Origin of the sequence: Parvibaculum sp., assembly GCF_045863935.1 — a bacterium.
Classification (GTDB): Bacteria; Pseudomonadota; Alphaproteobacteria; order Parvibaculales; family Parvibaculaceae; genus Parvibaculum.
Genome location: NZ_BTVP01000042.1, coordinates 11,999 through 24,957 on the forward strand (window position 1 = coordinate 11,999; position 12,959 = coordinate 24,957).

Annotated in this window: 11 protein-coding genes; 6 read left to right on the forward strand and 5 right to left on the reverse strand. The window is 59.3% G+C overall.

The genetic code is table 11. The features are described from left to right. A partial coding sequence (locus ACKUUH_RS14755; RefSeq protein ID WP_407950671.1) for a thiolase C-terminal domain-containing protein occupies window positions 1-920 on the reverse strand: 920 nt, incomplete at its 3' end. A gap of 90 nt (window positions 921-1,010) precedes the next feature. Continuing rightward, on the reverse strand, window positions 1,011-2,105 hold the full coding sequence (locus ACKUUH_RS14760; protein WP_304734252.1) for a zinc-binding dehydrogenase: 1,095 nt from the start codon (window positions 2,103-2,105) through the stop codon (window positions 1,011-1,013). Between the two features lie 149 nt (window positions 2,106-2,254). On the opposite strand from ACKUUH_RS14760, the gene ACKUUH_RS14765 reads away from it, so the two are divergent. From ACKUUH_RS14765 to ACKUUH_RS14780, 4 genes are read left to right on the forward strand one after another with little or no spacing between them, the layout of a single operon-like run. Further along, a complete protein-coding gene (locus ACKUUH_RS14765) occupies window positions 2,255-2,824 on the forward strand; it encodes a carboxymuconolactone decarboxylase family protein (RefSeq protein ID WP_293507225.1) in 570 nt (189 codons plus the stop codon). Window positions 2,825-2,863: 39 nt separating this feature from the next. After that, window positions 2,864-3,712 (forward strand): MaoC/PaaZ C-terminal domain-containing protein, encoded by an 849-nt coding sequence (locus tag ACKUUH_RS14770; protein WP_407950672.1) that lies wholly within the window; start codon window positions 2,864-2,866, stop codon window positions 3,710-3,712. A 19-nt stretch (window positions 3,713-3,731) separates the two neighbouring features. Next, entirely contained in the window at window positions 3,732-5,777 is a 2,046-nt protein-coding gene (locus tag ACKUUH_RS14775) for an FAD-dependent oxidoreductase (RefSeq protein WP_407950673.1), read from the forward strand. A 58-nt stretch (window positions 5,778-5,835) separates the two neighbouring features. Further along, entirely contained in the window at window positions 5,836-6,675 is an 840-nt protein-coding gene (locus ACKUUH_RS14780; protein WP_293507228.1) for an IclR family transcriptional regulator, read from the forward strand. Here the strand turns inward: ACKUUH_RS14780 and ACKUUH_RS14785 are convergent, their stop codons facing one another. From ACKUUH_RS14785 to ACKUUH_RS14795, 3 genes are read right to left on the reverse strand one after another with little or no spacing between them, the layout of a single operon-like run. Continuing rightward, window positions 6,676-7,569 carry an alpha/beta hydrolase gene (locus tag ACKUUH_RS14785; RefSeq protein WP_350060235.1) on the reverse strand — a complete coding sequence of 298 codons (894 nt, stop codon included), beginning with the start codon at window positions 7,567-7,569 and terminating at the stop codon, window positions 6,676-6,678. It lies immediately after the preceding gene. 15 nt (window positions 7,570-7,584) lie between these two features. After that, window positions 7,585-9,267, reverse strand: a complete 1,683-nt coding sequence (locus ACKUUH_RS14790) for an N-acyl-D-amino-acid deacylase family protein (protein WP_407950674.1) — start codon at window positions 9,265-9,267, stop codon at window positions 7,585-7,587. 58 nt (window positions 9,268-9,325) lie between these two features. Beyond that, a complete protein-coding gene (locus tag ACKUUH_RS14795) occupies window positions 9,326-10,429 on the reverse strand; it encodes an amidohydrolase family protein (RefSeq protein ID WP_407950675.1) in 1,104 nt (367 codons plus the stop codon). A gap of 154 nt (window positions 10,430-10,583) precedes the next feature. Here ACKUUH_RS14795 and ACKUUH_RS14800 point away from each other — a divergent pair, with 154 nt between their 5' ends. Then, window positions 10,584-11,396 (forward strand): enoyl-CoA hydratase-related protein, encoded by an 813-nt coding sequence (locus ACKUUH_RS14800; RefSeq protein WP_407950676.1) that lies wholly within the window; start codon window positions 10,584-10,586, stop codon window positions 11,394-11,396. Between the two features lie 39 nt (window positions 11,397-11,435). Continuing rightward, entirely contained in the window at window positions 11,436-12,524 is a 1,089-nt protein-coding gene (locus tag ACKUUH_RS14805) for an LLM class flavin-dependent oxidoreductase (RefSeq protein ID WP_407950677.1), read from the forward strand. The last annotated feature ends 435 nt before the right edge of the window (window positions 12,525-12,959 follow it).

The following is a 12,959-nucleotide window of genomic DNA, read 5'->3' on the forward strand; positions in this document are numbered from 1 at the left end:
CCCAGGGCTTCGAGTTGCAGTAGCACGACGTAGGTGAAGCAGTCATAGACCTGCAGAAAGTCCATGTCCTTCGGCGTCACACCGGCCATGGCGAAAGCGCGCGGCGCGGCATAGCTCAAACCGATCTTGAAGGGGTCCGGCCGCGACGGAATATCGTCGGCAGGATAAGGATGGCCCTCGGCCGCGCCGGAGATATAGACTGGCCTGTGAGGCAAGTCCTTCGCCCGCTCGGCGCTCGTCACCACGACGGCGCAGGCCCCATCCGTTTCGAGACAGCAATCGAATAAACGGAACGGGGAGGACACCATGCGCGACCGCATGTAGTCATCCATCGTCATCGGTTGGCCGCAGGTCAGGGCGCGGTCGTTGAGCTGGGCATGCTTGCGGCATGCCATCGCGATCCAACCCGTCGCCTCGGGGCTGACGTTGTAAAGTTTCGAGTGCCGCGTCGCGAGCCAGGCATACATCTGCACCGGCAACAGAACGCCATAGGGAAGATAGTAACCCCGGATGGTCGAAGTCAGCGTGTTCATATTCATCGGCCGGCTTGGCGGCACCCCCGCCTTGGGACGCAGCGCCGAATAGCCGTTCCAGCCGAGCGTGACCAGCACGTTGTCGCAGACGCCGGAGGCCACGGCCATGGCGGCATTCTGCAACGCCGTGGTCGGGCTCGCGCCTCCCATGTTGACCGTCGAGGCATATCGCAGCACATCGACGCCGAGGTTGGCGGCCAATTCCTCCGACGTTGTATAGACGGGCGGCGGAACCATGCCGTCAATGTCCCTGGGCTTCAGCCCCGCATCCGCGATGGCCCGCCTGGCGGCATCGAGCATCATGGCCACGGCCGTCTGGTCCGATCCCTTTACATAACTGGTCTCGCCAATCCCGACGATCGCGGCCTTGTCGCTGAAATTCTTCACGAATCTGCCCTCATCATCCTTGTTCCCCGCACGCGGCTTTTTCGATGAGCGGCCGCCGACCTTCCATTTGAAAAATATCCTGTGGACTGATCAAGTCACCGGAATGAGACATGAATGGACGGATTCCTGTCCCTCGATCTGGCGCGCCAGCGTCTTGATCGCCAGTTCAGCTTCCTCAAGCTCGAAATTATGAGTATGCATGAGTTCAAGAGGATATTTGCGGCGCTCGATCATCTCGATCGCCTTCTTGTATCCCGACGACGTAACGCCGATTGCGCCTTTGATGGTGATTTCCTTCATGACGATAAGGTCGGACACGAAGTCGGAGACAGGCTTAAATCCCTTGACGCCGGCAAGGACGACCGTTCCGCCCATACGTACACAATCCAGCGCATCACGAACCGGCTGAGTCGCGTAGGACGTGACTTCAACGATGACGTCCGCGCCCTTTCCGTTTGTCAGCGCCCGCACGCGATCGACAACATTTTCGTTCTGCACATCGATGATGTGATCGGCGCCAAGAGCGAGCGCCATCTGGAGCTTGTTTGAATCGGCCGCAAGTCCTGTGACTATGATCTTTCCCGCGCCGGCTTCACGCGCGGCAACGACGCTCGCGAGCCCGCGCTGTCCGGGCCCAAAAATCAAAACGGTATCGCCAACCTGCGTCTGCGGAATCTCCACCGCCCAGCGAAAGCCTGCGCCCAGCGGATTGAACATGACCGCCAGCTCCGCCGGAAGGTTCTTGTCCATCTTGTGAAGGATCGTGTTGGGCGCGAGATACATATATTGCGAATAGGCGCCCCAGAGACCCGGCGCCTCCGTGAGCGGAATATACGAGTAGATCTGGCGGCGGTCGCAGAGGTGATAATGCCCGCCGACACAGGTGTCGCAGCAATGGCATGACAGCATCGTCTCGATGGCGACCCGGTCGCCGACATCGACACCCCAGCGCCTGGCAGCCTTGTCGCCGATCGCCTCGATGATTCCGAGAGGTTCATGCCCCGGAATCACCGGCATCGGAGTCCGCAAGGCCCCTTCGTATTGTTCGTAATCGCTGCCGCAAATGCCGCAAGCTTCGATACGGAGGATAGCGCTGTCGTCGGCGATCTGGGGGATGGGCAAATCGCGGGCTTCGAGTTTGCGCGGAGCCGTCTGCACCATCGCCATCGATTTTTTTGGCAACATTTTTAGACTCCCCCGTTTCGTGTCGGCACCGACGATGCGTCGATAACACGTATATATTGTTTAATGCTTGTATGTGTTATACAGGCTCAAAAGCAAGATGCGAAGACCTAAACTTCCGGCTTCGCCAAATTTGGGGAGGATTAGAAATAATGGCTGACGAAATACCCAGGGTTCCCCTGCTGTCTGTGGCGGATGCGGCAGCCGCGGCAGCGAAAGCCGGCATATCGGAACAAATGGCGCCACTCAGCGTCTTCCGGGTTTTGCTCCGACATCCCGATGTGGCGCGCGAGCTTGCTTCGACGCTGACCACCCTGCTTTTCCAGGGCAACAAGCTCGATGCGAGACTGCGGGAACTCATCATCATGCGCATCGGCTGGAAAACGAAATCGCTCTATGAATGGACGCAGCATTGGCGGGTCGCCCGTATGCTGGACATTCCGGAAGCGGACCTGGTCGCGACGCGGGACTGGAAAAATGCCTCCTGCCTGTCCGACGCCGACCGCGCCATTCTCGCCGCGACCGACGAGACGCTCGACGGCGGCATGATTTCGGACGCCACCTGGGCCGCATGTGCGGCGCACCTGAAAACGGCCGAAGAACGTATCGAACTGGTTGTCGCCATCGGCAACTGGACGCTTTTCTCGCAACTGCTCAAGAGCCTGAAAATCCCGCTTGAGGATGGCGTCGTCGCCTGGCCACCGGATGGCAAGAAGCCTTGAGCGGAGGAGAAATAACAATTCAAGAGCAGGATCGGGACAATGAGCGGAAAAAAGGCGATTTCAAAGGATCTGGTCGGCATGACGTTTCCGGCCGTCGACGTGGAGTGGTCTGACAAGGACACGATACTCTATGCACTTGGCGTCGGCGCTCGTCCCGCCGACGGGCTTGATTTCATTTACGAAGGCCGGGGACCGAAGGTTTTGCCGACTTACGCCGTCATCCCCGGCGGGCGAGGGCTCGCCGGGCTGATGAGCGGCGTCGAGATGAAGTTGGAAATGCTGCTGCATGGCGAGCAATCCGTCGAGTTGCTGCGTCCCTTGCCCTCATCGGCCAAGATCAAGATAACGGGACGCGTTTCCGAGGTTTGGGACAAAGGCAAAGCGGCCGTCATCGGGGTTGAGAGCACGGGTTCCGACGAGAAAGGGCCCCTCTTCAAAACTCATGCGACGCTATTTGTGCGCGGTGCCGGCGGATTCGGCGGAGAGCGCGGGCCGTCAGGCGTCGACTCGGCACCGCCGGCCCGGACGCCTGACGCCGTCGTCGAGGACGAGACGCGCCCCGAGCAAGGGGCGATCTACCGCCTCTCGGGTGACCGCAATCCGATCCACATCGATCCGGATTTCGCCAAGTTGGGCGGCTTTGAAAAGCCCTTTGTTCACGGGCTTTGCACATATGGCTTCGTCGGCCGCGCGGTCCTGAGCGAGCTTTGCGGCAACGACCCCGCCCGCTTCAAATCTCTCAGCGGGCGCTTTGCCGCTCAGGTCCATTTCGGCGACACCATAATAACGAAAATGTGGAAAGCGGGCGACGGCATCGCTATCGTGCAGGCCGAAACCCAAAACGGCAACGTCGTCCTGTCTCAGGCTAGGGCGACATACAAGTCCTGACGGACGGGAATTGGTCAAAGTGAGAAAAATCTCAAACCACTTTGCTCATCTGCTTGAGCCGCTCGATCTGGGGTTTACGACACTCAGAAATCGCGTGTTGATGGGATCGATGCACACCGGCCTCGAAGAGATGCCGGACGGCTTCGAGCGGCAGGCCAGGTTCTTCGCAACACGGGCCAGAGGCGGCGTCGGAATTCTTGTCACCGGCGGCATTTCGCCGAACAGGGTGGGAAGGCTCGCGGAGCGCGCGTCGGTCATGACTGAAGACCTTGTTGAAGGTCATCGTGTGATTACGCGCGCCGTCCACGACGAAGGCGGGAAGATCGTTCTCCAGCTCCTGCATGCTGGCCGCTACGGCCGGCACGCAGAACTGGTGGCGCCCTCCGCAGTCAGATCCCGCATCAACCCGCTTGTGCCCCGCGCCCTGAGCGATGAGGAAATCCTTCAGACTATCGAGGATTTCGGCACCGCCGCGGCGCTCGCCCGCGAAGCCGGATACGACGGCGTTGAAATCATGGGTTCGGAGGGCTATTTTCTCAATCAGTTCACTGCGGCGCGTACAAATCAGCGTACAGACGACTGGGGCGGTTCGGCTGAGAACCGGCGACGCTTGCCGGTTGAGGTCGTGAGGCATGTCCGCAAGCATTGCGGCCTGGACTTCATTGTCGTCTACCGGATATCCGTCCTCGATCTCGTCGAGGGGGGAAATTCCTGGCCGGACGTCGCCGCCCTTGCAAAAGATGTCGGGGGGGCCGGAGCGAACATCCTCAACACCGGCATAGGCTGGCATGAATCGCGTGTGCCAACGATCGCTCATATGGTGCCACGCGGAGCTTTCACCTGGGCGATCAAGCGGCTCAAGGCGGAAGTCGCGATACCTGTGGTCGCTTCCAACCGGATCAATACGCCGGAGCAGGCGGAGCAACTGATTGCGGACGGACAGGCCGACATGGTTTCGCTCGCGCGTCCGCTATTGGCCGATCCCGATTTTGTCGCGAAAACGGCATCAGGCGCATCGTCGAACATCAATACTTGCATCGCCTGCAATCAGGCCTGCCTCGACAATGCCTTCACCGGACGGCTGACAACCTGCATGGTCAATCCTGCGGCATGCCGGGAAGTTGAATTCAAGATCGCGCCAGCAGCCAGAGGAAAGCATATCGCGGTCCTTGGCGCCGGCCCGGCGGGCCTTGCCTGCGCGGTGACGTCGGCCGAACGCGGCCACAAGGTGGCGCTATTCGAAGCCGACATCGAAATCGGCGGTCAGTTCAATCTGGCACGACGGATTCCCGGCAAGGAGGACTATGCCGAGACCATCCGTTATTTCAGGAACCGGCTCGACGAACTGGGTATCAAGGTTCGTTGCGGCCGGCCGGCTTCGCTCGCCGATCTGGAGAGCGGAGGATTTGACGAAATCGTCGTCGCAACCGGCGTTCGCCCACGCCGTCTCGACATTCCGGGTGCGGATCACCCGTCTGTCCTGACCTACATCGAAGCAATCACGAACCCCGCACACGTCGGCGCCGAGGTTGCCATTATCGGTGCCGGCGGCATCGGCTTCGACGTGGCGGCGCTCCTCTCGCACCCGCATGGCGCGCACGATCCGTCACAGCCCGACATCGAGAGATTTTCCTCCGAGTGGGGAATTGATTTGAGTTATACGCAACCGGGCGCATTGCTGGCCGCCAATCATCAATGGCCGTCCGTCCGCAAGGTTCATCTTCTCCAACGCAAGGCGCGCGACAGTTTCGGCGCTGGCCTGAGCAAGACGCGGGGATGGGCAAACTTCCTGGAGGTGATGTTCCGCGGCGTTACGATGACCGGCGATGTAACCTATCTGAAAATCGACGACGCCGGGCTCCACATCGAAGCAGGCGGCAAACCGCAGACGTTGAAAGTCGACACGATTGTCGTCTGTGCCGGGCAGGAATCGGCGGACGACGCGTTGTCGTTCGCACGGTCCCTGGGCAAACCCGTTCATGCAATCGGCGGCGTCGACAAGCCGCAGCAACTTGATGCGGTCAGGGCGATCGAGGACGGCACGCGCCTCGCGCTCTCTCTTTGAGGAAACAAATGAAAAAACGAGGGCGCGGCAAGAGACCATATGAAATCAGAGTTGTCGCATGAACACTAACATCCTCAAATCCGAACTACCCTCGGCGGCAACGGTAAAATCCGCGACCCGCGTTCTGGAAATTTTCGAGTATTTCGACGAAGTCAGACGCCCGGTGACGATTCAAGACGTGGCGCAAGCGCTGAGTTATCCTCATTCCAGCACCGCAGCTCTTTTGAAGAGCCTTGTCAGCCTCGGTTATCTGGAGCACGACGACCGGGGCAGGACTTTTTTTCCGAGCATCCGGATATCTCTGCTGGGAAACTGGGTGGAGGCCGAGGCGTTACCGATCCGGAATGTTCAGCGCCTTATGAGACGGCTTTCGGCCGATACGAAGTGCACGATCATCCTTGCTGCGCGTCTGGGAGACCATGCTCAATATATAAAGGTGATTCAAGGCACGTCGCCCATCCGCTTTCATGTCAAGCCAAGCACCAGGCGAATGCTCGCTTTTTCGACGATTGGCCGCGTTCTGCTCAGCGAACTTCCCTTGCTCGAAGCGAGACGTTTGATTCAGGACGCCCTTGCCGCCATGCCGGAGCGGCGGGCATCGACGCAGGAGATCGAAGACGAACTGCAAAGAATCAGAAAACGCGGCTTCGCGCTTTACAGCGATCTCGTGACTCCGGGGGCCACCATGCTGGCGATGCCCATTCCGACGGGTCCGTCCGGACGTCCGGTCGCCATCGGAATAGCCGCTCCCAAAGAGTATTTTCGCAGTCGCAAACAGACATTCACAGAGTTATTGAAAAACGCCATCGCCGAGCACATTTCACAAAACGGTCAAAGCCCTAAGGAGACCCTCGGCGACGTGGACCAGCTCGAAGGCGACGATGATATAGCGCCGTAATCATCCGAGCTTTGTATTCAGGAAGCCGGCCATCTCGTCGATCGCCGCCCGGCCTTCGCTCAAGACCGGCGCAAACCAGTGCCAGACATGAATCATGTTCGGCCAGACATGGAGATCGGCGGATACGCCGGCTTCTTTCAATCTATCGGCCAGTAAATGGCTATCCGAGAGCAAAACCTCCGAACTGCCGACCTGAATCAGGAATGGCGGCAATCCCTTGAGATCGGCGTATACTGGCGATGCTAGAGGCATCCTGCGCGGGGTTGAAGTACCCAGATAGGCCGCCGTCCATAGCTCAAGATCAGCATGGCGCACCATCGGGTCCACATTCGCCTTCGCGCCGTAAGATGCGCCTTTATTTTCAAGATTAGCCCAAGGCGAAATACAAACGGCTGCGGCCGGAAGTCTGAGACCGGCATCACGCGCCGCAAGAAGCGTGGCGACCGTCAGACCGCCGCCAGCCGAATCTCCCGCCACGGCGAGCTTCGCCGGATCGACACCCGTCTCGATTAACCAGCGATAAGAAGCAAGTGCATCATCGACCGCAGCCGGAAATGGATGCTCTGGCGACCGTCTGTAGTCGATCAGCAGAACCCGGCCATTCAGGGCAAGAGCTATATGCGCCGCAAGATGGCGATGCGAGTCGAGAGAACCAAGCGCATAGCCCCCTCCATGCAGATAGAGCAAAACCCGCTTGCCGGCGCCGGCAGCCGGTGCCAGCCATTCGCCGGGAACCCCGCCGGCGGAAACCGGCGTGACTGTCACGCCTTCGGGAAGACCGAATGCTTTTCCGGCCTCGTCATACGAGGTACGAAAATCCTCAAGAGAACGAGCCTCCTCGGTCACAAGGCCCGTAAGCAGCTGACGAACGACAGCAAGTTCCTCAAGACTCATTTTTGCACGCTCTCCTCAGGCCGCCGCGCCATGTCGCAACAGGCGGCCTGGCAAACGACCTTCGGCGCCCAACACGTCGACGCCATTGCGCCGGACCAATGTCCCGTTGACGACGACGGCCGAAATGCCCGAAGCATCGGAAATCAGCCGGTCTTCGCCAGCAGGCAGGTCGTAGACTCTGCGAAGGGAACTTGCGCCAACCGTTTCGGCGTCGAAGATCAGGACATCGGCGGGCATTCCCACAGCAAGGCGGCCGCGATCCTTGATGCCGAACACCTCGGCGGGCCGCGATGTCAGCATCCGCACCGCCTCCTCCAGCGTCAAGACGTGCTTTTCACGGACCCATCTCCCGAGAAGATGGGTGGAAAAACACGCATCGCAGAGTTGGCTCGCATGCGCGCCTGCGTCCGAGAGGCCAAGCACCGTGCAGGAATCGCGCAGCAACGTTGCCACCTCATCTTCGTCCGCGTTCGCGACAGGCAGACGGAACCGCGCTTGCAGATCGCTTTGAATCGAAATATCCAGCGCAAGATCGATCGAGTTGCATCCTAGTTCTGCGGCTACGTCGCTCACCAGCCGTTCCCCGAACTCCGGCCGATCCGGACAATGAGCAATGACCGCTTTGTCCCATGCATTGAGCATCGGGCCACGCATCGCGTCCCGGAATCCCGACCGGAAAGAGTTGTCGGCGTAAAGCCTCAGTTTTTCCGCGCGGTCGGCTTTGTTCACCGGCGCGAAGACCGGCATGCTCTGGAACAGAAACGGCTGTTCGAATCGAAATTCAAAATTGAGCGGCCTGCAGGTGACCTGCGGAAATACTGCGTAACCAGCCGATTGAAGTTCGTTTGAGCGTGCCAACTGCTCCGCTGCCGAGCCGACATTCAGCACACCGCCACCGCCCAGCAACGCCGTCCAACTGACATGGCGGCCGGAAACGCGGTTCAATTCCGCGAATTCGTCGAACGACAACTCCTTGCCGACGGTCGCCTGTATCACGCCTTCGCCCGCCTCGCCCAGCGCCGACGCGATCTCCCGTATCTCGCTGAACTCCGCCAGCCGGCTTGGAACCGGCCGCCCCTCATAGCCTACATGCGTCGGTGATTTCGAAGTCGCATAGCCGAGCGCGCCTGCCTCCAGTCCTTCACGCATGATACCCTTCATGCGCCTGACCTCGTCCGGTCGCGCCGCCCGTTCGGTGGATTCAGGTCCGAGGGCATAAAGGCGCAGCGGCGTATGCCCCAGAAGAACGGCCACATTGATCAACGTACCCTTCTTTTCCACGACATCGAGATATTCGGGAAACGTCTCGAACCCCCAATCGTCGCCGAGACCGGCCTCAAGCGCCTTGACGCTCATGCCCTCGACATTCTCGAGCGTCCGCAGAATAAGGCTGCGGTGCTCCTTGCGCGTCGGTGCGATGCCGAAACCGCAATTGCCCACCACGACCGTCGTCACACCGTGCCACGGCGAGATCGACAGATTCCTGTCCCAAAGAAGTTGCGCATCGTAATGCGTATGGATGTCAACGATGCCGGGAGCAACCACCTGCCCCCGGGCATCGATAGTCGTCTTCGCACCGGCGGGGGCGTGTCCCATGGCCACAATTTTGCCGTCGAGAATACCGACATCTCCGGCATAACCCGGAGAGCCGGTACCGTCCACGATGAATCCACCCACGATCTTCAGGTCGTAGTCCATGAAAACGCCCTTTCTATGAATCGCAAAACATCAAGCCAGTACGTCGGTACACGGAGCGTCAAATGGCAAGCTTGTAGAGCTCCGCGACGTTGTCGTGGCATATCCAGTTGCGTTCCTGCTCGCTCAGATCTTTCGTGTGCTCTTCGAGCATCGCTTGCGACCAGGGCCAGGTCGAATCCGAATGCGGGAAGTCGTTCGCCCACATCAGGCGGCGAACGTTGCACATATCCTTCATTCTGAAGGCAACCCAGTCGTCCTGGAACGTCACATAGATGTTGTCGCTGAAATATTCGCTCGGCATGCGCTTGAGCGGCGGCGCCTTCATCCAGTAGCGATGACGCTTGTAGGCGTGGTCCATGCGATACATGTAGTGCGGAACCCAGCCCGCATCGGCTTCGACGCAGACAACCTTGAGGTTGGGGAAGCGATCGAAGACGCCGCCGAATATGAAGGTACCCATCACGTCCTGGCAGCCGCGAATGATCGACAGGAAGCCGTTGATACGCGGTCCCCGGACCTGACCCGAAAGACTGTCCGATTTGCCGGTCAGGATGTGGAACGAGAGCGGCATGTCGCACTCGACAGCGGTCGCCCAGACCTTGTCGTATACAGCCGAATCATAGTCCTCGACGGCGGGGTTTCCGGGCATCATCACGCCCTTGAAGCCCATCTCCTTCGCATGCCTGATCTCCGCAACGCCATCTTCCGGCGACCGCATGGAAACCTGCGCAAGACCGTAAAGACGGTCAGGCGCCTCCGCGCAGTATTCCTGCAGCCAACGATTATAAGCGTCGAAGCAGGCTTTCTTGTAGTCGAAGTCGGGATGGTTGCAGATCACCATTCCGACCGTTGGATAGATGAATTCGGCCGCAACGCCGTCCTTCTCCTGGTCCGCGACGCGGAACTTGGCGTTCCAGCCGCTCTTCCATAGATCTTCGAAAGCGACGCCCTCTGTCGTGATCTCCGCCGGGTCCTTGCCGGCGGCGGCCACCAGCCCCATTGGAACCGGAGACCCCATGCCATCGACGATGAAAGCGTCGCCGACCTTGTCGATCCGCTTGATGCGCGGCGCGCGATCGCGGAATTTGGGATCAATGTAGTCAACATAGCAATGCGGAGGTTCGGTGATGTGCGAGTCCGCGGATATGGGCTTCTTGATCATTGGCTCTCCCCATGTCGCATCTGGCTTCGAGGCCGCGACTTCTAATTAGGCAATCCCTGATCATGAATCTTCGCTGGCCGCGCAGCCCGAGTCCAGATAAATTTATATCCATGCGACAAACAACACATATGTATTATCCGGAGGAGACGCGAACATGACGACGGAACCGGCCCTGCTCGAAAAAAGGGGGCATATCGCCTTGATCACTCTCAACCGCCCGGAAGCGCGCAATTCGTTCAGTCCGGAAATGCTGGTCAGGCTTGCCGGTCATTGGGAAGAGGTGCGCGACGATGTGAATATCCGCGTCGCTATCGTCACCGGCGCCGGAGACAAGGCGTTTTGCTCGGGCGCGGATCTCGGTCAACTCATCCCGCTCATAAATGGCGCACGCAAACCGCAAAACGAATGGGACCGGAAAATTCTGGATGACCCGAATATCTTGGCCAAGGGCTTGTTGCGCACATTCGATGTGACCAAGCCGGTCATCGCCGCGATCAACGGCTTTGCCGTCGCGGGCGGAATGGAGCTGGCGCAAGGAACTGACATGCGTATCGCCGCGGATACCGCAAAGCTCGGTGTGCAGGAAGTCAAATGGGCGATTTTTCCGGGCGGCGGCTCAACGGTGCGCCTTCCGCGCCAGATACCTTATGCAAAGGCGATGGAACTGCTGCTCACCGGCGATCTGATCAGCGCACAGGAAGCCTACGATCTGGGATTCCTGAATCGCGTCGTTCCCCAGAAGCAGGTGCTCGACGCGGCATTCGAACTCGCGGAGAAGATCGCCGCGAATGGGCCAATCGCCGTTCAGGCGATTCGTAAATCCGCCCGCGAATGCCTGGGACGCCCTGAGAACGAGGCGATGGGTATGGAGTCGCGTTTTGCAGCGCCCGTGTTCAAGACCGAGGATGCGCGCGAGGGGCCCAAGGCGTTCATGGAGAAGCGCAAGCCTAACTATATAGGCCGCTGAAACAAGAAACCGAAATCGCTACAACAGGGAGACGTTCCGATGCAGTTCGGCATTCAGATGGTTTTTCAGAATTTCGACAGAGCCAACTCCGGCGTAACCGACGGCCAGATATATGACGAGGAAATCCGTCTCGGGATTTTGGCGGAAGAACTCGGCTTCGACGCATTGTGGCCCGTCGAGCATCATTTCGAGGACTATTCGTTTTGTCCCGACAACACCCAGTTCCTGAGCTACATGGCCGCGCGCACCAAACGTATCAAGCTGGGCACCGGCGCCGTCATCCTTCCCTGGAATGTGCCCGTCCGGATCGCGGAAAAGGTTGTCCTGCTGGATCACCTTTGCCAAGGCCGAACACTCTTCGGGATGGGGCGCGGCCTGGCGCGCAAGGAATATGCCGGCATGGGCGTGAACATGGACGAAGCGCGCCAACGCTTCGATGAAGCAAGCCCGATGATCATCGACGCTCTCGAGACAGGTTTCATCGAAGGGAGCGGCCCCTTCTATCCGCAGAAGCGGATCGAAATCCGTCCCAATCCGCGCGGTTCCTTCAAGGGGCGCATCTATCAGGTCGCCATGTCGCCGGAATCCGTTCTTCAATGTGCGAAGGCGGGCGCGCGGATGGTGATCTTCGCTCAAAAGCCATGGGAGGCCCAGGCCGAGGCCGTCAAGGAATACAAGGCTGCGTACAAGACGCAGCACGGCAACGACGCACCGCCGATCATGATATGCGACTTCACCTATTGCGACACCGATCCGGCTCGCGCCAGGGAGCTGGGACAGAAATATGTGACCAACTATCTGCTTTCGGTACTCGATCACTATGAACTGGGCGGCGAGCATTTTAAAGACGCCAAGGGCTACGAGTCCTACGCTCAGGCCGTCGGCGCCATTCGCGCGCTCGGCAAGGAGGGAATGGCCAAAACCTATCTTGATGTCACGGCCTGGGGGACGCCCCAGGAAATCGTCGAGAAGTTCGAATATCGCAAATCGCTTCTAGGCGAATTCGATATCAATCCCTGCTTCCTTTTCGGTGGCATGAGCTATGAGGAGGCAGCCGAAAGCATGCGTTCGTTCGCCAAGCACGTCATACCTGTCCTGAAAAAGAACAGCAAACGCAAGGTGGCTTGACGTAATCGTTTCCCGAGGTCGCCCCCCGTCTCGGGGAATTGATGGACTTGCGTGTTGGTCTCGCTATGACGCCATTGCGGCGGACATAACGGTTGGGCTGGCACCGCAATTCCCAATGCCGTGAGACAACCTCGTCCGTCGACGAACGGATTGCCTCCGCTGCATCCGTGCACATCTCCAGATCGTCGCGTCGAGCGCGGCCGCAAGGTCTTGCTCCCTTCCCCGAGAGATTTCGGCCATGCCGGAATGGATGTCGGGCACGTCGGGCTGACTTCCTTCATTCGCGCGATCGGCCTTCTGGCGCTTCAGCTTGTCCATCCATGCCTTCATCGCTGGCTTATCCATGCTCTCAAAGGCGGCCATAACGCCAGCAATGCCGCTGACCTGCGCCCCAAGTTTCATCCAGTCGGAAGTAGAGTCTCATGACCATTTGAG